The following is a 19,505-nucleotide window of genomic DNA, read 5'->3' on the forward strand; positions in this document are numbered from 1 at the left end:
TCTTTTCGTCAAACACAGCTTCGCCTGTGGCAGCGGCCGTATGGGCTGACGGGCATTGGGGCGGAAATAAAAAGAAAAAGCCCCCTTGCCCGGGAGCTTGTTTGCCCGCCAATAAGCCGCCTCAACGGTTCGGCTCGTACACATCCCACGTCCATTTAATGGACTCGACAATTTGGTCCGCCGCCTGTTCAGCCTCGAGCTCGTTGACGATGACGCGGGAATGATGGAGAGCGTAAGCGGATTGCCGTTGGAAAAAGAGCTGTTCGACCTCTTCGAGCGTTTTGTTTTTCAACACCGGGCGGCTGTCGACAATGAGCGGCAGCCGCTCTTCTTTCCAATAATCCCACGACAAGTCAAGGAAAAAGACGATGCCGTGCGCCAAACAGACGCGCCGCACGTCTTCCTGCAAATAGGCGCCGCCGCCAAGCGAAAGGATTTTCAACCTTGTATTTGTGCATAAATCGACGATCAGTTCCCGCTCGACCTGTCGAAAGTACGCTTCCCCTTTTTGCGCGAACATCTCCGGAATCGACATCCCGTGCCGCCGCTCGATTTCCGCGTCGACATCGATAAAGTCGCGATACAGCTTTTTCGCGACCAGCTGCCCGATCGTTGTTTTCCCCGCTCCCATAAAGCCGATCAAAATGATGTTCCGCTCGCGGAGCGGGATGGCGGTTTGCCTGCTCATGATGCATCCCCCTTTCGTGCCGAACCCGCTATATTTCCGTGTATAGCAGGAGGAAAAGTCATGGTCAAATAATCGTTTTCCAATCGCAGTTGCTTTTCAACAAAAACCGGTCAACGGCTGTACGTTTGCAAAATAGAAAGCACCGTCCGCACGTCATCGATCGGAATTTGCCCCGGAGCGGAGCTTTGGTTTCCGACAGCAAACGTCACCGCCGAACCAAACAGCCATCCAGCCAGCCGAGTAATGGCGCCCAACCCGCCCATCGCCATCGTAATGAGCGGAATGGCAAGCTCGCGCCGCGCTTCTTCCGTCGCTTGCAACAAAACAAGCACATCTTCCGGCGATTTAGGCATAACCGCTACCTTGGCGATGTCGGCACCGTACCGCTCGGCTTGGCGCATGTCAGCCAAGAGCGTTTCCTTCCGCGGAGTGCCGTCAAAGTAATGGCGCGACACGACGAGCCAGACGCCGCATTCTTCCGTCATGCGGCGCACGTCGGCGATGCGTTCCCCATAAGCTAGCTCATAATCTACTAAATCGATTGCCCCGCTTCGACAGATTGCTTCGATCAACCGCCGCACTTCCGCTTCATTGAGCGGAATCGGCTGCCCCCCTTCTCGCTCGGAACGGATCGTAAACAAAATTGGAATCTCTCCCGCTATGTTCCGCAACCCGTTGGCCGTCGCCAATACGCGCTCCTGGTCATCAATCGCTCGGAAAAAATCGGCACGCCATTCAAGCAAATCCGGCTGCTTCCTGCACACTTCCGCCGCCTCGCGCAACACTTGCTCGGCGTCAGCACCGACAACAGGAGCGCAAATGCACGGCTCATTGCCGCCGATCCATGTATTTCTGACCTTGATGGCCTTCAGTGAAATATTCATCGATGGTTCCCCCAATCATGTTTGTCGAACAGAAAGCGGCGGCTAGCCGCAAAAAAACCTACCAAGTGGGCAGAACAGCATGGCCCATCTGGATCTCGCGATGGCTCTGCTACGCTTATACAAACGGAAAGCAAATTGCTTTTTATTATAATCCGATTGCCCCCCTCTCTTCCCGCCGTGCTTCAATCGTTTCCTTTTCCGCTCTTCGCAAGAAAAAACGACCGGCCACGTTGAACGCCTAGAAGACTGGTGACTTAATGAAAAAACAGCTCAAAACCAGCTCTTCTCAAGTTGAGCAGCTCTGTAAAATCATCTCTTCTTTCCTGATGAACTCCATCGATTTGGTCAAGACCATCGTTTTTCAATCGTTTTTCACCGGCCTTCTAGCTCTTTAGTAGAAAGATTAGCAAAAAAATCATTGTTCAGCAATCTTGTACGCTGAACCATCCACATTTTCTGCATTCGCTTGGTTTTCGCACCTCGGTGAGCATGGGAAAATCAAACGTTGAAGATTTTACGCGACAGACGCCTTTTTTCACCCTTGATCCGAAGAACAACGTACAAAAGTACATTTGTTGGAAATATTCAACGATTTAGGTTAGACTGAATGACATTCATCTCTCGCTTATTTTGGGCTACCCCCCGTACAAAATGGAAGCGGGAGTCGTCTGTCGGAAAATAATAAAGAGCGAACATATTACTACCACCAATGTCCAAACGTTTTTTCTTTCTAAATCATATGCCAGCTTCTCCCTCAAGACGGACTTTTCCTCTTTTGGACGCAGCCATTCCGCAATGCCCTTAAAACATGAAAAAACCCGGAAAGACGGCAAAAACCAGTCCTCTGGGTTTTCGACATAACGATTCCCTTCTCACTTATTCATTGTCACTTACGTCCTCTCAACGAGACCCAACTTGATCAAGAGCACCTTTATTTTACCATTGATTTTCTAAGGCAACAAAAGGCTGTTTTGCCCCCTTGCACCCCTCGAAAATAAATGTGGTTATGTCAACTTGTACAGTTGACTGAAATCATCAATCGTCCAAAAGCTTGATAGATCAATTATTTATTTCTTTCGATAATCGAAGAAAAAATCCTCATGCACACCTCTCCCGTTTTTGCAGCCATTTTGGGGTGTACAAAATGGGGAAAAGGGCGCTTCCGCTCACCGTTGCCGAAGCACCCGCTCAAGCCCCGCCGCCACGCCGTCTTCTTCGTGGGAGAAGGTGACAAAGTCGCATGTTGCTTTCAACTCCGGCGCGGCGTTGGCCATGGCGACGCGGCAGCCCGCGACCTCAAACATCGACAAATCGTTATGGCTGTCGCCAAAGGCGACCGTGTCGCGCAAGTCGATGCCGTAATGGGCGGCGAGTTGCTTGAGCGCTTCGCCTTTCGTCGCCCGTTCGTTGTTCATCTCAATGTTGTGCGGATGCGACGAAGTGACCGTGACGCCAGGGAGCGCCGCGAAACGGGAGGCCGCATCAAGAAGCCGCCCGCGGTCAAGCGCAAAAATAAGCAGTTTGTATAAGGTCAGCTGCGAATCGTCCCACACCGTGCGGATGTCGTCGACATACGTCACCCGCGCTTGCTGGAACTGCTTATTGACAAGCCATTTCACATCCGGGGCCACATCAGCCATCTCGGAAGCGAGCGCTTCCCATTGGGAGCGGTTGTGCAAGCCGACATAGACCGCATCGCCCGTGTACGTCTCGCAATACAAATCCGACTGTTCGCGCACCCACTCGAGCGTCGGGCGGACCGCCGCCCGCTCGAGCGGCGCCTCGCTGATGACCGTGCCGTCCTCAAGCGTCACAATCGCTCCGTTTAAGCTGGCGATCGGGCAGACGAGGTCTGCCTCACGAAGCGGGGCGAGCGCGTCTTTGCGCGCCCGCCCTGTCACGACGGCGACGATATGGCCTTGCGCTTTTGCAGCCGTAATGGCCGCCCTGTTGCGCTCGCTGATTTTTCCTTCCCCGTTTAACAGAGTGCCATCCATATCGAGTGCAATCAACATAACTCATCCCTCTTTCCTTCGTCATGCAAAGAGCTTCTAGAAAAACGGCGTTCTGACAGAAGCAGGGGGCTAGTGGAAAGCTGGAAATTCCCGCACTTTTCACTCCGCACTCCAGCGCCTGCCTCCATCTGCTCTTGTTCTGCAACTCTTCCTTTTATTCTGAATAGCTGTCGGCTTCTTAGATCGCAAACTGTTCGAACAATTGCCGTACTTCATCAGAACGAGGGGTTGGACCTGTGCTCATATTGACGCCCAACTCGCGCAAAAGCGGCGCCAGCAACGGTCCGTGTTCCTTCGTGACGCGCACATGGCTCGGCACACACCCGAGCGCGCGGGCAAATGCGAGAAAACTTTGTTGCAGCGTCTTCGCATCCGTCTGGCCGCGAAACACCTGATGATGCAAAATGACGCCGCTCGCTGCATCGGCGGCCAACGCCAGCAACGGAAAATACGGGCGCTCCGAGCGCCGTTCCTGGATCGGCCTGTTCACATAAGCGACCGAAAACTCCACGAACAGTGGGGCTCGCTCGAGCGTCTTGGCCTTTGCCAACTCGTCCGTGCCGATGTCAAGCGCGGATGTTTCCTTTTTCTTTGCCTTCGGGCGCGGCACCCAGCCGTCGCGCCAATGAAGCCCATCCTCTCTCCGTTCGGCGATCCGGGCAAACAACCGATTGCCGCGGGAAAACGCAGCTAGCGCCAGCTCGCCACCGCGCAGCCGCTCGGCAACAACGACCGCTTGTTCGAGCGCCATGGCCGCCCATGCCGCTTCCTCTTCCGAAAGAAACCATGGATAATATCCAGGAACAAAACTGCGGAACATCGGCAACAGCTGTTTTCCGCTCACCGGAATGTGATGCTTCCGCAACAGCGCTTTATCGTCTCTTTCTAGGTGGTTTCGAGGCGCCAACGACACAAGCAATGCGCGTTCTTGAAATACGGCGTCTTTTGGATGCAACGTTCCAGATAAAATGTCTTGCAAGCACATGTATCCTTCCTCACCGATGTAAATCACAAGCCCGTACTCCTGTCCAAGCGCTCCGATCACCGTACAATACAACGATTCACCATCAGGAGCCATCACGGCAAAAATGTGATCATCGTCCATCCACGTCCACGGCGCCAAGTCCCTGTAGGCGAGCGCTCGATCGAACAGCGTTTTCCATACGTCTCTTTCCACTTCTTCTGTTCTGCCTTTGCTTGCGACTCGTTTGGTTTCCTTCGCTTCTCCTTTCTCCCCAACCGCCTTTCGTTGAAATGGGGCGAGCGCCGCATTCACTCTCGCTGTCAGCTTTGCGGGGCTGATCTCTTCGTCCACGCCCCGCACTTCTCCCCAACTATCCTCTTCCAATCCGGCCCGCACGGCTTTGATGCAGCATGGATACAACGCATCGGGAATCGGATCGACGATTTTTTCCAAAACGATGTCATGCTCCCACATATCACCAAAATCATACACGTATTGGGCGCGGTCACCTTCTTCGACAAACCATTGCCCGATCGTTTCCTCCCGCTCATCATAATCGGCGCCGTCCCACCCGGCTGCTTCGTTGCCGATTTCAATGCGCAGCCGCGCCGTTCCGCCGACCTTTGTCATGTAAAACGTATGCAAATGTTGGTCCATCCAACCGAACGCGGCTTGCAACACGCGATGCAGCTCGGCGAACGTCATCTCCCCCGGCACAAGCAACCGGCGCCAAACCGGCGGCCTCGTATGTTTCAACTGCACTTTCAACTGATAGATCATTCTCCACTTCCTCTCCTGTTTGCTTGTCCTCCATTATAACAAACGAATGGAAAAATGGTGAAATGTTCTCCCTTCTCGTAGTATAATAGATGAGAAAAATTCTCAATGAAAGCGAAGGGATGTGCATGTGGATCGTTTATGCTTTGCTGGCGGCGGTGTTTGCGGCGCTGACATCGGTGCTGGCGAAAATCGGCATTGAGAACGTGAACTCCAATCTAGCGACCGCCATTCGCACCGCCGTCGTGCTCGTGCTCGCATGGATGATCGTCTGGATGACAGGGGCTCATCAAGGCGTCAAAGCAATCTCAACGAAAAGCTGGGTGTTTCTCTGCCTCTCAGGAGCGGCGACCGGATTGTCATGGCTTTGTTTCTACAAAGCAATCCAAATCGGCGATGTCTCGCGCGTCACCGCCATTGACAAATCAAGCTTGGTGCTGACGATTTTGTTTGCCGCCATGTTTCTCGGCGAACCGCTGTCCGCGAAAGTGGTGATCGGGGTGTTGCTCATTACCATCGGGACATTGATCATGATGTTTTAGCTGGCCGCCTCCTCAAGCGCCTAGCCTGTTCTTCTGGAAAAACTGCCATCATGCCCAAATTTGGCAGTTTTCCATCAAACCTATAGACAGGACGAGTCAAAAGATGTTATGATATATATTATAATTACCAAGAGCTTTTCTCGCCCCTTCACTCATTTAGGCATAGAGAACAGCTTTTGGGATCACCTCATGAAATAAGGTCTTCGTTGCGACCAAGAGTGTGTGAATGGCTTCGCCGCTGCTTGTCAAACGGAGAGTAGTTTGAAAGGAGATCACTTAATGAATGATTTTCACCCGTTCGGTTGGTACGCGGCGAAAATTGCCCCGCATTTGCCGAAAAAAGCGTTTCAACCTGTGAAGTCCCGCTTGTTTGGAGGTCTGGCTTATGTAGGGCTCGTCATCACCGGCATCCTCGCTGTATCACTTTTTCATCTTCACCCGGTATGGAACCTCCTCATCTCTGTTGTGCTTGGTTTCAGTTTTGCCGCGTTAGGATTTTTAGGACATGAAATTTTGCACGGCACAGTCGTCAAAACGCCATGGCTGCGCGATCTTCTCGGAGCGATCGCCTTTTGGCCGCTTTGCACCGGTCCGAAGTTGTGGAGAAAATGGCATAACGCCAGCCACCATGTGCATACCCAGCATGAAGAAAAAGACCCGGACGCGTGGCCAAGCATGGAGAAATTAGCGAAAAGCCGCCTGCTCTCTTGGGTATATCGCATCCCGTTTCCGATTCGCGCTTTTTTCGCCTTTAGCTCCTTGTCCGTGATGTTTACCCTTCACTCGACCCGGATGCTGTTTTACTTTTTCAAAGACTTTCGCCGGAAGAACCGCGCGGTTGTCCTGTTTCAATTTTTCTTGCCGTGGGCGTCATGGCTCGGGCTGTTATGGCTGATCGGCTGGGAAAAGTGGGTTTTCGCCTTTTTGCTTCCGTTGCTTGTCGCCAACACGATCGTCATGAGCTATATCTCAACAAACCACCGGCTCAATCCGTTAGTGCCGGTCAACGATCCGTTGGCAAACAGCTTGTCCGTCACGGTGCCAAAGTGGGTGGATATCCTTCACTTCAACTTTTCGTACCATACCGAACATCATCTCTTTCCAGCGATGAGTTCGAAGTACTATCCGCTCGTGAAAACATACATCAAACGAATGTGGCCCGACCGCTACCATGAAATGCCGATGGGAAAAGCGTTGGCCGCCCTTTGGAAAACGCCGCGCGTCTACTACGAGCAACACGAGCTCATCGAGCCGAAGCAAGGCCATGTGTACGGCACGCTTGGCAATGGGTTGGATCCCGACCGGATTGTGCATCGCGAGCTGGAAACAGAGAAACAGCCGCGCTCAGCCAAAAAACGGGCAAAAACAAAAAAAGCGGCGGGGCAAGGGAATTTGTAGAAAGGATTGGTTTTGCAACAATCCGCCACCTATGTGGTTCTCCTTTTGGATCATCGATCAAGAAGCGGCGGAGAAGTGAAAAGAGCGCTTTTCTTTCTGCAAACCTGCGTTTCCGTGTATGCACGCACAACCAAAAGGTGCCCCATCATTTGGGACACCTTTTTTCTTTGCCCATCAGCGGCAGCGGTCGAGGCAAGCGGCCAGCCGCTTCTCGATGTCGGCCGCGATTTCCTTCAACGCCGGCTCGTTTATCATGCCAACGAGCATCGTCGGTTTCGGCATGCCGATTTTCGTGATCCCGTTTTCTTCGTAGACAACGATTTTACACGGCAAAAAATAACCGACTAAGAGATTTTCGTTTAACACCCGCGCCGCTTCTTGCGGGTTGCATACTTCTAAAATGACCATCGGCGTGGAAAAATCGAGCCCTTTCTCTTGCAGCTTTTCGGTCACGCTGAACCGCCAGAGCACACCGAATCCTTCTTGTTTCAAGCTTTCTTCCAAACGCTCGATCGTTTCATTCATGCCCGTTGACACGTCAACCGTGTAATGGAACATCGCTCATTCTTCCCTTCGTTATGTTTTCCCGCTGTTTAGCATGCCCAAATGGATCGCGCACCATCACGCAGAAAACGGACAGCGAAACATGATCAGTTCCAGCATTCACATGCCTTTTCCCGTGACCCGTCGCCTTTCAAGCGCTTCGATCATAAAATATCCACCCAAATTTTCACCGCCGTCGCCAAAATCAACACGGCAAGGATGACTTGCAGCACTTTCGTGTTCATTTTTTGCCCCGCTTTCGCCCCTAGCGGAGAGGCAAGCAAGCTCGCGACGACCATGATGAGAGCCGGAAGGTAATCGACTTGGCCGGTGGCGATTTTCCCGAACGTAGAACCAATGGAGGAAATGAACGTAATGGCCAAAGACGTGGCGATCGTCATTCGCGTCGGGATTTTCAGGACAACGAGCATGACCGGCACAAGCAAAAACGCCCCCGCCGCCCCGACGATGCCGGACCCGACGCCGATCAGAAACGCCAAGGCGGCCGCCACCCCTTTGTTGAACGTCACTTGGTCAAGCGGAATGTCATCGATCCCTTTTTTCGGCACAAACATCATGACCGCCGCCAATGCCGCCAAGATGCCGTAAACGACGTTAATCGTTCCCTCGCTCATCAGCTTCGAGCCATAGCCGCCGACAAAACTGCCGACAAGAATGCTCACGCCCATATAGAGAATGAGCGATTTGTTCAAATAGCCGCTTTTTCGATACGCCCACACGCCGCCGATCGTGGCGAAAAACACTTGCACCGCGCTGATTCCCGACACTTCATGAGCGCTGAACGCCGTCAGCCCAAACAACGGCGGAAGATACAAAAGCATTGGATATTTAATAATCGACCCGCCGATCCCAACCATCCCAGAAATAAATGAACCGACAAAGCCGATTAAAAAGATGACAATGAGAAACGCGAGCGAAACATCCATCGGCCATCCCTCCCTTTTGTTTTCAAAAAGGACGGGGCGCTCCCCGTCCCTTACCAATTTGTATCACTTTAAGCATGGGTATGATGCAATGCACAGCGGTTCGGGCCGATCTCAAGCTCCCGCTGCGTTTCGATATCCACGGTTTTGAGCCCGCGGTTGATGGCGACAATGTCTTCAAAGTTCGGCGGTGTTTCGGTATTGGCGCTTTGGATGACAAGATCGATAAATTCGTCTTTTGGTTTGTTTTGCATCATCTCATTGCGGGCGCGGATGCGGCCTAACGTATCGCCGACATACCCCTCCGCATTGATTTCTTCATCTAAATCAGCGTAGTGAGCCGGCAAGACGATCACATCATCAGCCATGGCCGCGACTTTTTCGTACACGGTGTCATACAAATCCGCCGCCCATTCCGCCACCTTGCCGCCGAGGTCCGGCCGCCCGAGACCGCCGACAAAGATGGTGTCGCCGGAGAACAGCCATTTGCCGTTGACAAAGAACGAGACGCTGCCTGGCGTATGCCCCGGTGTTTTCACTGCCAACACTTCCAAATGCACGTTTTCGAAGTCGATCGTTTCATGTTGCTCGAGCGGCTCGAAATCAAACACCGCTCCCTCGCTTTTCATCAAGTAGTACGCCGCCCCGGTCCGCTCGGCCAGCGCCTTGCCTCCGGAAAGATGGTCGGCATGCAAGTGTGAGTCCACGATATGCGTGATCTTTACCCCTTCTTGTTGGGCTGCTTGTTCGTACACATCGATAAACCGCAGCGGATCGACGACAAGCGCTTCGCTTCCCGAGATGACCATATACGACAGGCATCCTTTGCCGACGCGGATGAATTGGTAAATTTTCAATTGATCATCTTCGTATACTTTGGCTTGATGGAGATGCTCGCTCCACGCCTGCATCCCGCCAGCGAGCGTATAAACGTTGTCAAACCCGGCTTCCGCCAGCTGTTCGGCGACAAACGCCGCCGATCCTCCTTTGGCGCACACCACGACGATGTCTTTGTCTTTCGGAAGACGGCCGACAATCGAGTCAACCCCATCGATCAACTCAAAATACGGAACGTTCAAATAGGCAAAGTTTTCCCCTTCGATTTTCCAATCGCGAAAATCGCTTTCGTTGCGGACGTCCAAGATGAACAGCGGTTCTTTGTTTAACACCTTTTCCGTCATTTGTTGCACGGTCATTTCTTTCACCATATTAACATACCCCCTAATGTATATTTGATTGTTTAAAAAGGCCGCTCCATTACGATTGAGCGGAATCGAGCGGCCCGTTCCATTGCGACATGCCGGGAACGACGTTTCGCACACGGTCAAATCCTTTTTCGGCCAGCTTTTGCGCGGCCAAATCGCTCCGTGTCCCTGTGCGGCACACGACGTAAATCGTTTTGTCTTTCGGAAGTTCCTCCATCCGGCGATCGAGCTCTCCAAGCGGAATCGAAACGGCGCCCGGAATATGGCCAAACGCATACTCCGCTGGTTCGCGGACATCCAAGACAAACGAATTAGGATCGTCCAGTTTTTCTTGCAATTCTTCATTCGATACGACATGAGGAAATGCCGTTTCTTTGCGTGCTTCATTTTCCGTTGCCTTGCGGATATAATGTTTCAAAATCCCATTTTCTTCAATTGTTCCTAAATATTGATGCCCTGTGCTTTCCGCCCATGCTTTGATATCGGCTTTGGACCCCTTATCCGTCGCCTGCACTTCCAACACTTGGCCCGGCTCCAATTCGTTGATCGCCTTTTTCGTGCGGACGATCGGCATCGGGCAGGACAATCCTTTAGCATCTACGGTCATATCGACTTTGATCATTGGTTGATTCCCCCCTTGATTGTTTATTCGACAGGCCCTTCCCAGGCCAACGACTCCCTCATTTTAAATGAATAAGTTCACATTTCCTTCCGACGCATCCGCCAAATACGCGGCGACGCCGGCAAACTCAATGCCGTCGATCAATTCTTCCGGCTTCAGTCCAAGCAAATCGACCGTCATTTGGCAGGCGACGAGTTTTATACCTTGCTCTTTCGCCATCTCGATCAACTGCGGAAGCGGCATGGCGTTATGTTTCTTGATCACCTTTTTGATCAACTTTGGGCCGATGCCGGCAAAATTCATGCGCGACAGCCCCATGCGGTCCGCGCCGCGCGGCATCATCTTCGCAAACATCTTTTCGAGAAATCCTTTTTGCACCGGAACCGGCGCCTCTTTCCGCAAGGCGTTCAGCCCCCAGAACGTATGAAAAATCGTCACGTCATGGTCGTATGCCGCGGCGCCGTTGGCGATGATGTAGGCCGCCATCGCCTTGTCATAGTCGCCGCTGAACAAAATGATCGTCGTCTTTTTCTTCGGCTGTGTCATCTGGCCGCCTCCTTTCTATATACCTACACAGGTATAAGAAAGACCGGAAATTATCCTTTTTGAATCCAGAACGTCAACACACCGTTTTCCTCTTTCATATCAATAACCGTATGCCCGCTTGTTTTCGCCCATGCCGGCAAATCGTTTTTCGCCCCTTTATCGGTCGTTTGCACCTCCAGCACTTGTCCCGATTCCAATTCGTCCATCGCCTTTTTGGCTCTCACCACCGGCATCGGGCAGGCAAGTCCTTTGGCATCCAATACTTTCGCTACGTTCATTGTGATAACCTCCTTGACATCATATGTTTTATTACCATTACCCCTATGGGTATATTACTACAAGAAAAAGAACGTTGTCAACACGTTTTTCTCTTGCTGTTGACCAACGGGTTATCGGCTTTTTACCAATAGTTCAACTGCTTCTTTGACAAGGTCGTCTGTGTTCTCTCCTTTTTGCATGCTTTCACGCAGACAGTGCTCTAAATTCGTGCTGACGATCACGGCAATGGCGCGGTCAATGGCATTGCGCGCCGCTGAAAGCTGAGAAACGACGCTCTTGCAGTCCTTCCCTTGTTCCATCATGCCAAGAACGCCTTTAATTTGTCCTTCAATCCGTTTTAAGCGGTTTTTGATTTCTTTATTGTATTCCATTGGTCCATTCGCCCCCTTTCTCGGCAGTCGCAAGCGGCGATCGAATAGCTTTTCACCTCATAGCCATAGCGGCGCAACAGCCGGATGCCGACGTTTTTTTCGATGGCATCTTGGGCAATGATATGAAGCGGCTTTCGCGGGATATGCCGAACATGCCGTTTCAAATACGCCACCGGAATATGCAACGCTTGGCCAAATATGGGGCCATTGCTTTCATTATAATCGCGCAAGTCGACAAGAAGCAAGCCGTCCGGCACCTCTCCTACCGGAAGGCACGGAATATTTTTCACAGGATAGTAGCGTCGGTACAACGCAACGCTCAAAAGAAAAAGAAAGAATAACAAACTACTGCCTGTCAACGGTTCACCCCCTCTGCTTCTCCTATGCACGATCATTATATACCCTGTGCAGTATAATGACAACAAGAATCATTTCCCTGAACAATCGGCTATTTCCAGCGAATCAACAGACCATAGACAGCCGGGTGAAAACGGACCAATTCCACATCACTCGCCTTTTGTTTCACATAGGAAAGCAGTTCATCCGACGGAATCCGCTCATGAAGCGGCGGCCCCATTTCGCTTTCAACCGCTTCCCATTCAATGAAAAGAAATCGTCCATTCGGCTTCATCACGCGGCGAATCTCGTCGACGACAGCGTCTTTTTGTTCCACTTCATGAAAGACAAACGCCATGATTCCTTTATCCATCGAATGAGAAAGCAAGGCGGTTGAAGCGACATCCGCCACCTGATATTCAATGTTGGTTATCGAAAACTGCTGCGCCCGTTTTTTTAATAACTGGATCATTTCCGGCTGCACATCGACCGCGTATACTTTTCCATTTGTCGCCTGCGCGAGAGGAATCGTAAAATAGCCATTCCCGGCGCCAAGATCAACGACCGTGTCATCCGGTTTCACGGACAACATCGAAATCGCCTGTTGCGGGTCGATCCACTCTTTGCGCTTCGGGTCGAGCAGTCGATCAGCGTGTTCATAATGAAAACGATGCCCTGTCATCCTGTCCCCTCCTATTCGACAACTTGTATTCGTTATTGTATTCTTTTTATCGGTTTCCAAACGACTCACATCAACCAGTCGACACGCCCATTATGAGTCTGAAACATGAAAAGGGCCGGCATCGGAAAACGCCGGCTTCTTTTCCCTACCGAACGGCGCAACGGTTTGGGCCGATTTCCATCTCCCGTTGTTCGTCTTCTGTCGGATGCAGTTTCCCCATATTCGTCTGCCGGATTTCCTTATAAGCATTCGGCTGCGGAGCAAGTTTTCATGCCGCCTTCAATCGAATAAACGTCCGTATAGCCCGCCGCTTCCAACTGCTCTGCCACAAACTCCGACGAGCCGCCCTTCGCACAAACGGCATAAATCGTTTTGCTTTTGTCTTTCGGCAAACGGTCCAAATACGGTTCGATACCGTCCAACACGTCAAAATACGGAATATTGACGACCTCAACGCCTTTGCCTTCGATCCGCCAATCGGCAAAATCTTCAGGGTTGCGGGCGTCTACAATAAACAACTCTTCACCGCGCATGATTTGATTGGCGATTTCTTTGACCGAAATCGTTTTTGCCAACCATACCCAGCCCCTACGTCATCGCTCTATCATTCACATGTGATTTTCAGCGATGATTCGCTTCGTTCCATAACGCCATAATCGTTTCCGGGTCATACCCGAGCACCCAGCGGCCGTTAATTTCGATTTGCGGCACGCCCATTTGCCCGGTCGTTTCCACCAGTCTCCGCGCCGCTTCCGGATTGAGCTCGACATTCACTTCCTTGAATGGAATCCCTTGGGCGCGCAAAAAGTTTTTCGCCATTACACAATATGGGCATGTAGTGGTTGTATAAACGGTGACTTGCGCCATATTCTCCTTCCTCCTCTCCCTCATTAGAAGGCCAATGTAATGTCCGCGTCTTTCGCGAACTGCAGGAACGTCGCCGCCCCCGCCACTTCAATGCCATCAACGAATTGGTCTTTGTCCAACCCCATGACGTCCATGGTCATTTGGCAAGCGATCAGCTTCACACCCATCCCTTGCGCCATTTGAAGCAATTCTGCAATCGATGGAACGTTCGCTTTTTGGAACCCTTGTTGAAAATGTTCTTTCCCTTCAGGAATCGGCAATTGTTTGTGCGCTTCTTTGTGGATGAGATTCAACCCTTCAAACGTGAAAAACACGCCGACTTCTGCGTCTGCCGCCGCAGCGGCTGTCGCGATGTTGAACACCTTGTACGCATCAAACAACCCGCCGTTTGCCGCAATGATCGCTACTTTCATCGAGATAACCTCCTTATGTTTTTTGTTATTATGTTTGATACCTATCCCGGTTTTATACACGTACATGCGTTGTATACACATACGTGTATGTGTATTACAATCCCTATGTTATCGAATCGCTTTCCTTTTGTCAACAAAAAAGAAAAAATGGCGAGAAAGTGCCGCTGTCAAAGCAAAGTGAAGAAATAATAGCCAAACAATCCAGTGATCAGCAACAACAAGGACGCCAAAAACCAAATTAACGGGCGTGACGGCCGGAACGTTTGTTCATTAATTTGTTTTGTCTTCATGACATAACTAATGGTGGAAAACACAATCGTGCAGACGGAAATCACCACCGCCAATGCCCCGATGAGCTGGACAAGAAATGTCGACAGGGCGCTCGCCGTTGATTTTTCATGCAAGTTGATCATCAAGAAAGCAATTCCGATCACAGCGATCGAAGTGCGAATCCAAGCGAGAAACGTCCGTTCATTGGCTAAGTGTTGCTGAATATATTTTGAATCCTCTGTCGGCTTTGGTCTTTCTTCTCTCATTCACCATTTCCCCTTTTGCCAAACTTACTGGATCGATTGCATATGATCGACGATCCAGTCATAACTCATCGGTCCGATCATTTTTTCTGTATGATTCCTTTTCTGTATGATTCCTTTCGAATCGATCAAGTAGCTCGTCGGAATCGCTTGAGCTTGGTATTGCCGGGATACCTCTCCTTTTTCATCAAGAACGACAGTAAACGTAATTCCATACTCCTGAATGAAGCGCGCAACATGTTCCGGCTGCCTTTCCGATTGAGTTAAATTGACCGCGACAATCTCCACTCCCTCATCTTTATACTGCTCATAAAACTTTTGCATATCCGGCATTTCCGCACGACAAGGCGGACACCAAGTCGCCCATATGTTCACCATCACTCTCAATGAACCCACGATATTGAACCAACATCTGTCCAATCGCACTTGCCGTCGCTCCCATCAGCACGAAAATGACACTGAATCCGCCGATAAACGCAAGGGAGCGCATGAGGATCTCCCGTTTTCCAACTTGGATTCTGTTTTCCGCTATTGGAGTGCCTGTTAAATGGGCAACATAAGCAGGAACAATCGGAAAAATGCAAGGGGAAAAGAAAGAAAGCGCCCCTGCAACGAAAGCGAATATCACTGACATATAGATCGACATCCTTTCATCATTCCTATGCCTTCGAATGAGGAAAAAAAGTTTTATTCACAAAACTACCCCTACGGGTATGTTAACTAGCCTTTTCACTATTGTCAATCTACCTAACAAAAAACAGTTCATTAGAACGAAAAAAACGCCTTGCCGCTATCGGCAAGGCACCCCATTCGTTATCGCTTGACAGCGGCGTACAGCCGGTATCCGCCATCTACGTTTTTCGCCTGAAACCCATGCCCCTGCAAAATCCTTACGGCAATGTATCCTCGCAGCCCAGCTTGGCATGTCACATAGATGGTCTTTCCTTTCGGGAGCTCATGCAAACGGTCACGCAATTCGTCCAATGGAATGTGAATCGAACCGCGGATCATGCCGCGCGCCGTTTCCTCCGCCGTGCGGACATCGATCAACACGCCCCCTGCCTCCACAATCCGTTCGATTTCATGCCACTGCACCGTCTCGACAAGCCCGTCCATGATATTGGAGGCGACATACCCAGCCATATTGACCGGGTCTTTCGCCGAAGAGAACGGCGGCGCATAAGCTAATTCCAAATCCGGTAAATCCCGAACGGTCAATCCCCCTTTGATCGCGGTGGCAATGACATCGATCCGTTTGTCGACTCCCTCTTTTCCGACCGCCTGCGCGCCGTAAATGCGCCCGGTCTTGCGATCGAAAATCAATTTGAACGTCATTGGCTCGGCGCCCATAACATCACTGAAACACCTGCTAAACAAATCGCCGCGCCGATCCAATCGATTCGATCATTCATTGTCGGTGCAAAGCCAACAGCTGCAACACCGTTTGTTCTTTCGATCCACAGGCTGCGGTCTCGATTCGATGAACGATAGCCCCATTTTTCATAAATACAATGATATCCCCGATATCTGCGGCCACATCCATCATATGTGTCGAAAAAATAATGATCGTCCCCTCGTTTTTTCTCTGTTTCAATATATCGATAAACCGATCAATCCAAAACGGATCGAGACCGTTTGTCGGCTCATCAAGAAGCAATAACGCCGGATTTCCTAATAACGCCTGACCGAACAACAACCGCTGCCGCATTCCTTTTGATAAATGCTTGATCCATTCCTTTTTTTGCGCTTCCAATCCTATGTCACGAAGCGTTTCTTCCACCTGTTCTCGCGTGACTTTTCGCAATGATGCATAAAACGAAAGAAATTCCCAAACGGTCATCATGGGCGGCGCATGGAACTCATCCGGCATGTATCCGATGTGCGAAATGTATTGCTTTCGATTCATCCGCAAGGAAACACCGTGAAGGGTGACCGTTCCATCTGTCGGCGGCAAAATGCCCGCTAAAATTGAAAGAAGCGTGCTTTTCCCCGCGCCGTTTCCTCCGCATAAAACGATACACTCCCCTCGATTCGCCTGAAAGGACAGCGAAGACAACGCGGTTTTCTTCTTATACATTTTTGACACTTCCCGCACATCGAGTCCGGTCATCGTTGTTTCCTCCTTGTTAACTTCCACGTTGCCATGGACCATAACAAACATAGATAGCCAATGGCATATACGGTCAATATCAGCCTGAACTTTTTTTTCCATAAATGGATCAAATGATCATAAGCTTGTCCGAAAATGGCGCTCCCCCCCAATTCGACCACAAACGCCACACGCAACACCTCGGCCGGATTGAAAAGCGTCGCCGCTTGCAACAAAGGGGCAATGAGCGGATATGGAACGATGTTAAGCACAGCAATTAACAACGTCGGCCAAATCATAATGAACAAAAACCATACTCCGACCGATACCGTCAACGCTTGCCATCGAGTCGACGTAAACGCGCCGACGGATAGACCCAACATGAGAAACAAAGCGATGAGGAATAATGAAAAACTATAGAGCGCAATCACCCATTTCACCGGCAATGCGATTCCAGCAAAGGAACTGATCGCTACGCTCACGCCAAAACTAAACGTAAACAATGTCGCCTGCCCTAACCATTGCCCAAGCCATTTCCCGGCCACATACATGGCCTGTGACAGCGGATACGTACATAACAGGCGCCATTGTCCATTTTCCATCTCACCCGCAATCGCGAACGAACCGGCAATGAGCATAAACAGAGGCAAAAGATATAAGATAATGTTCGCGATCGTTCCTGTGACATTCGTATATCCAGCAAAATCTGCATCGTTTTTGGCGATGAAAAATAATAGCGACAATATGACAACCCATAACAAAACAAACGAATAAGAGGAATATTGGCGCATCAGCAGCCGCCATTCCATCCGTCCGATATTCCACATCCTTCTCTGTCCTCTCCATCGATGTTTCAGTTTCAACAGCCACTCGAGAAACACCTAAGAGTTTCGAAACATTAGATCTCTCTACAGAACAGCCCGTGCAGGCAACGGACAGATAAACAAAAAGGCAACTGGCGCTCAGTTGCCCATATGGTTATCCTTCTGTTTGTCCATTTTCATATGTTCTTTTTTCATTTCCATCATCATCTCTTTATTTCGTTCCCATGTATGGCGACCCAGTTCATTATACGTCAAAACCGCTCCACCATGTTGTTCGACAAATTTCTTTGCTTTATCTTCATCTTTAAAAGAGATCACATTGTATGCCATAGGAGTGCGAATTGTTTGATCATATACATATGTTGCTTGATCCGCCTCCAGCCAATCGTTCGTTTCATAATCGCGAACAAACATGGCTTCGACCGTTTCGTTTTTATGTTCCTTCATCCATTGATACATACAACCGATGTCATCAAACTTCAACACTTTGCCATTTTTCAATACGAGTTCGGTCGCAAATTGATTATTTCCTACCGCCATATGGCAAAAATCACATTTATCGTTTTTTTCATCAATGGCTACCGGCTCAGCCTTTTGGTTGCAACCAGTTATGACGCCAATAATGAAGATAAAAATGGCCAACCATATTCCTTTTGCTTTCATGGTCGTTTCCTCCCTATTATAAATCCACTAATGCTTCCAGCGATCATCACAGCACTCATCACATACAACAGGCTTGCCGACCGGGAAGGCCGATCCTTCCTTGCCGTCGGTTGCTCCATGAGCGGAGCGTCATCCGTCAGCACTTGTTCGTCAGGACTGCGCAACAACTTTTGCAAGACAATCATACCTGGTGACTGAAAAAACAATTGGTATTCCGGCACGTCGACGGTAAGCGCTAGGAAAAACGGATCAGCTCGATACGGGATGGCGCTGACTCCCTTGCCCGTGACATCTAATTTAGTCGCTGCGTCCCAATAGTTACGAACAATGGTATTGTCAGGACTGCGAATGGCTTGTGCGTCATAGACATTGCCAATGAATGAATTGTCCGAAACACGATTGTTCGACGATTCATTCCACTGCATGCCGATAAAATTGTGGGAAACATCGTTCTCAGTCAATTCGTTATGGCGCGCTTGTTCCACATAAATTCCGACTCGATTGGCCGCGATTCGGTTCTTTCGTACAATCGTTTTCGCCGCATCGTATAACAAAAGGCCTTGAGAGTGGACATTTCTTTTGTTTTGCACGAACGAATTTTGTTCAATCGTTGTTTGCTCTGTCCCCATCACCATCGCTCCAGCGATATTTTTTTCGGAAATGTTTTTTCGCAACACGATGCGATTCGAAAACATGACATGAATGCCATAGCGGGCATTGTCAATGTGATTGCCGCTTAGTACGTTGTTATGGCTGTTTTCCATGTAAATTCCGTCTTTTACCCGCTCAATCGCCGTATAATGAATCACGTTTTGCGTCGATTCCCATAGATCAATGCCATTGCCGTTTTTCTCGCCTTGAACAGCGCAGTGGACAATGGTTGTATGATGCGCGTGATCAAGCTTGACGCCTTGCTGATTCGTCAACACGCGCACACCGTCGATCGTATGATCATGTCCGGTTACGTAAATCGCCGGCATATCGGGCGCATCACCACATTGCACCACACGAATATTTTTGAGCACAACATGCCGGCCGTATATCGCAATGACAGGAGACTTGCGGCACGAACGAATCGTCACCTCCCCAATCCCTTCCAACGTAAGTGGTTTCGATAATACGATCGCTTCATCATAGACGCCGCTCGCTAGCCTCACCACCCCATACTCCGGCGCTTCGTCGATGCGGGCTTGAACGGTTTCTTCCGCACGCGCCGGCAACGGAAAGACAAGGAGCAGCAATAGGACAAGCAGCCAATGATCTGCATATCTCCTCATCGGCTCACCACCTTCTTGTGATACAATACCAAACAATGATGTG

At 50.3% G+C, this 19,505-nt stretch carries 25 protein-coding genes and 2 pseudogenes; 2 read left to right on the forward strand and 25 right to left on the reverse strand.

From position 1 onward, the window contains the following. Positions 1-121: 121 nt before the first annotated feature. The 4 genes from BRO54_RS04040 to BRO54_RS04060 form a co-directional block, all read right to left on the reverse strand. On the reverse strand, positions 122-688 hold the full coding sequence (locus tag BRO54_RS04040; protein ID WP_074043201.1) for a shikimate kinase: 567 nt from the start codon (positions 686-688) through the stop codon (positions 122-124). Between the two features lie 110 nt (positions 689-798). Beyond that, the gene (gene aroD, locus BRO54_RS04045) at positions 799-1,572 is read right to left on the reverse strand and encodes a type I 3-dehydroquinate dehydratase (RefSeq protein ID WP_074043202.1); all 774 of its coding nucleotides are present in this window, start codon (positions 1,570-1,572) and stop codon (positions 799-801) included. A 1,166-nt stretch (positions 1,573-2,738) separates the two neighbouring features. Continuing rightward, complete coding sequence (locus BRO54_RS04055) at positions 2,739-3,587, reverse strand: Cof-type HAD-IIB family hydrolase (RefSeq protein WP_074043203.1); 849 nt, start codon at positions 3,585-3,587, stop codon at positions 2,739-2,741. Between the two features lie 178 nt (positions 3,588-3,765). Beyond that, positions 3,766-5,331: a plasmid pRiA4b ORF-3 family protein gene (locus BRO54_RS04060; RefSeq protein WP_074043204.1), complete on the reverse strand. Its 1,566-nt coding sequence runs from the start codon at positions 5,329-5,331 to the stop codon at positions 3,766-3,768. Between the two features lie 125 nt (positions 5,332-5,456). On the opposite strand from BRO54_RS04060, the gene BRO54_RS04065 reads away from it, so the two are divergent. Then, positions 5,457-5,870 (forward strand): EamA family transporter, encoded by a 414-nt coding sequence (locus tag BRO54_RS04065; protein WP_074043217.1) that lies wholly within the window; start codon positions 5,457-5,459, stop codon positions 5,868-5,870. A 279-nt stretch (positions 5,871-6,149) separates the two neighbouring features. Further along, the gene (gene desB / locus BRO54_RS04070) at positions 6,150-7,268 is read left to right on the forward strand and encodes a Delta(10) desaturase DesB (RefSeq protein WP_074043205.1); all 1,119 of its coding nucleotides are present in this window, start codon (positions 6,150-6,152) and stop codon (positions 7,266-7,268) included. Between the two features lie 174 nt (positions 7,269-7,442). Here desB and BRO54_RS04075 read toward each other — a convergent pair whose 3' ends face one another. From BRO54_RS04075 to BRO54_RS04170, 21 genes and pseudogenes are all read right to left on the reverse strand, one after another. Beyond that, complete coding sequence (locus BRO54_RS04075) at positions 7,443-7,826, reverse strand: DUF302 domain-containing protein (protein ID WP_074043206.1); 384 nt, start codon at positions 7,824-7,826, stop codon at positions 7,443-7,445. Between the two features lie 149 nt (positions 7,827-7,975). Next, complete coding sequence (locus tag BRO54_RS04080) at positions 7,976-8,758, reverse strand: sulfite exporter TauE/SafE family protein (protein WP_074043207.1); 783 nt, start codon at positions 8,756-8,758, stop codon at positions 7,976-7,978. A 68-nt stretch (positions 8,759-8,826) separates the two neighbouring features. Continuing rightward, on the reverse strand, positions 8,827-9,963 hold the full coding sequence (locus tag BRO54_RS04085; protein ID WP_074043208.1) for an MBL fold metallo-hydrolase: 1,137 nt from the start codon (positions 9,961-9,963) through the stop codon (positions 8,827-8,829). A 49-nt stretch (positions 9,964-10,012) separates the two neighbouring features. Next, the gene (locus tag BRO54_RS04090) at positions 10,013-10,582 is read right to left on the reverse strand and encodes a sulfurtransferase TusA family protein (protein WP_042379801.1); all 570 of its coding nucleotides are present in this window, start codon (positions 10,580-10,582) and stop codon (positions 10,013-10,015) included. A 63-nt stretch (positions 10,583-10,645) separates the two neighbouring features. After that, positions 10,646-11,128, reverse strand: coding sequence for a DsrE/DsrF/DrsH-like family protein (locus BRO54_RS04095; protein WP_033025640.1), 483 nt, complete (start codon positions 11,126-11,128; stop codon positions 10,646-10,648). 50 nt (positions 11,129-11,178) lie between these two features. Continuing rightward, positions 11,179-11,406 carry a sulfurtransferase TusA family protein gene (locus BRO54_RS04100; RefSeq protein WP_033025641.1) on the reverse strand — a complete coding sequence of 76 codons (228 nt, stop codon included), beginning with the start codon at positions 11,404-11,406 and terminating at the stop codon, positions 11,179-11,181. A gap of 111 nt (positions 11,407-11,517) precedes the next feature. Further along, the gene (locus tag BRO54_RS04105) at positions 11,518-11,778 is read right to left on the reverse strand and encodes a metal-sensitive transcriptional regulator (RefSeq protein WP_033025642.1); all 261 of its coding nucleotides are present in this window, start codon (positions 11,776-11,778) and stop codon (positions 11,518-11,520) included. After that, the gene (locus BRO54_RS04110; RefSeq protein WP_094238828.1) at positions 11,745-12,137 is read right to left on the reverse strand and encodes a rhodanese-like domain-containing protein; all 393 of its coding nucleotides are present in this window, start codon (positions 12,135-12,137) and stop codon (positions 11,745-11,747) included. The genes BRO54_RS04105 and BRO54_RS04110 overlap by 34 nt, the downstream gene beginning before the upstream one ends. 89 nt (positions 12,138-12,226) lie before the next feature. Then, complete coding sequence (locus BRO54_RS04115) at positions 12,227-12,796, reverse strand: class I SAM-dependent methyltransferase (RefSeq protein WP_042379791.1); 570 nt, start codon at positions 12,794-12,796, stop codon at positions 12,227-12,229. A 145-nt stretch (positions 12,797-12,941) separates the two neighbouring features. Further along, positions 12,942-13,061: pseudogene (locus BRO54_RS20975) on the reverse strand (MBL fold metallo-hydrolase); the annotation flags it as partial. Next, positions 13,036-13,329, reverse strand: coding sequence for a rhodanese-like domain-containing protein (locus tag BRO54_RS04120; RefSeq protein ID WP_371878466.1), 294 nt, complete (start codon positions 13,327-13,329; stop codon positions 13,036-13,038). The gene BRO54_RS04120 and the pseudogene BRO54_RS20975, both read right to left, overlap by 26 nt. Positions 13,330-13,417: 88 nt before the next feature. Further along, positions 13,418-13,663, reverse strand: coding sequence for a glutaredoxin family protein (locus tag BRO54_RS04125; RefSeq protein ID WP_033025644.1), 246 nt, complete (start codon positions 13,661-13,663; stop codon positions 13,418-13,420). Between the two features lie 23 nt (positions 13,664-13,686). Next, on the reverse strand, positions 13,687-14,076 hold the full coding sequence (locus BRO54_RS04130; RefSeq protein ID WP_033025646.1) for a DsrE/DsrF/DrsH-like family protein: 390 nt from the start codon (positions 14,074-14,076) through the stop codon (positions 13,687-13,689). Between the two features lie 167 nt (positions 14,077-14,243). Next, on the reverse strand, positions 14,244-14,612 hold the full coding sequence (locus tag BRO54_RS04135; RefSeq protein WP_033025648.1) for a YidH family protein: 369 nt from the start codon (positions 14,610-14,612) through the stop codon (positions 14,244-14,246). Between the two features lie 24 nt (positions 14,613-14,636). Then, positions 14,637-14,933 carry a TlpA disulfide reductase family protein gene (locus BRO54_RS04140; RefSeq protein ID WP_239691199.1) on the reverse strand — a complete coding sequence of 99 codons (297 nt, stop codon included), beginning with the start codon at positions 14,931-14,933 and terminating at the stop codon, positions 14,637-14,639. Then, on the reverse strand, positions 14,917-15,255 hold the full coding sequence (locus tag BRO54_RS04145) for a cytochrome c biogenesis CcdA family protein (protein WP_239691200.1): 339 nt from the start codon (positions 15,253-15,255) through the stop codon (positions 14,917-14,919). The genes BRO54_RS04140 and BRO54_RS04145 overlap by 17 nt, the downstream gene beginning before the upstream one ends. 167 nt (positions 15,256-15,422) lie before the next feature. Next, a pseudogene (locus BRO54_RS04150) lies at positions 15,423-15,953 on the reverse strand (rhodanese-like domain-containing protein); the annotation flags it as partial. Positions 15,954-16,017: 64 nt separating this feature from the next. After that, the gene (locus tag BRO54_RS04155; RefSeq protein WP_062898704.1) at positions 16,018-16,719 is read right to left on the reverse strand and encodes an ABC transporter ATP-binding protein; all 702 of its coding nucleotides are present in this window, start codon (positions 16,717-16,719) and stop codon (positions 16,018-16,020) included. Then, a complete protein-coding gene (locus BRO54_RS04160; protein WP_074043209.1) occupies positions 16,716-17,525 on the reverse strand; it encodes an ABC transporter permease in 810 nt (269 codons plus the stop codon). The genes BRO54_RS04155 and BRO54_RS04160 overlap by 4 nt, the downstream gene beginning before the upstream one ends. Positions 17,526-17,660: 135 nt before the next feature. Next, on the reverse strand, positions 17,661-18,185 hold the full coding sequence (locus tag BRO54_RS04165; RefSeq protein ID WP_033025657.1) for a nitrous oxide reductase accessory protein NosL: 525 nt from the start codon (positions 18,183-18,185) through the stop codon (positions 17,661-17,663). Next, the gene (locus BRO54_RS04170) at positions 18,182-19,462 is read right to left on the reverse strand and encodes a right-handed parallel beta-helix repeat-containing protein (protein ID WP_033025658.1); all 1,281 of its coding nucleotides are present in this window, start codon (positions 19,460-19,462) and stop codon (positions 18,182-18,184) included. The genes BRO54_RS04165 and BRO54_RS04170 overlap by 4 nt, the downstream gene beginning before the upstream one ends. Positions 19,463-19,505 lie beyond the last annotated feature (43 nt).

Source organism: Geobacillus proteiniphilus, from assembly GCF_001908025.1.
In the GTDB taxonomy this organism is placed as follows: Bacteria; Bacillota; Bacilli; order Bacillales; family Anoxybacillaceae; genus Geobacillus; species Geobacillus proteiniphilus.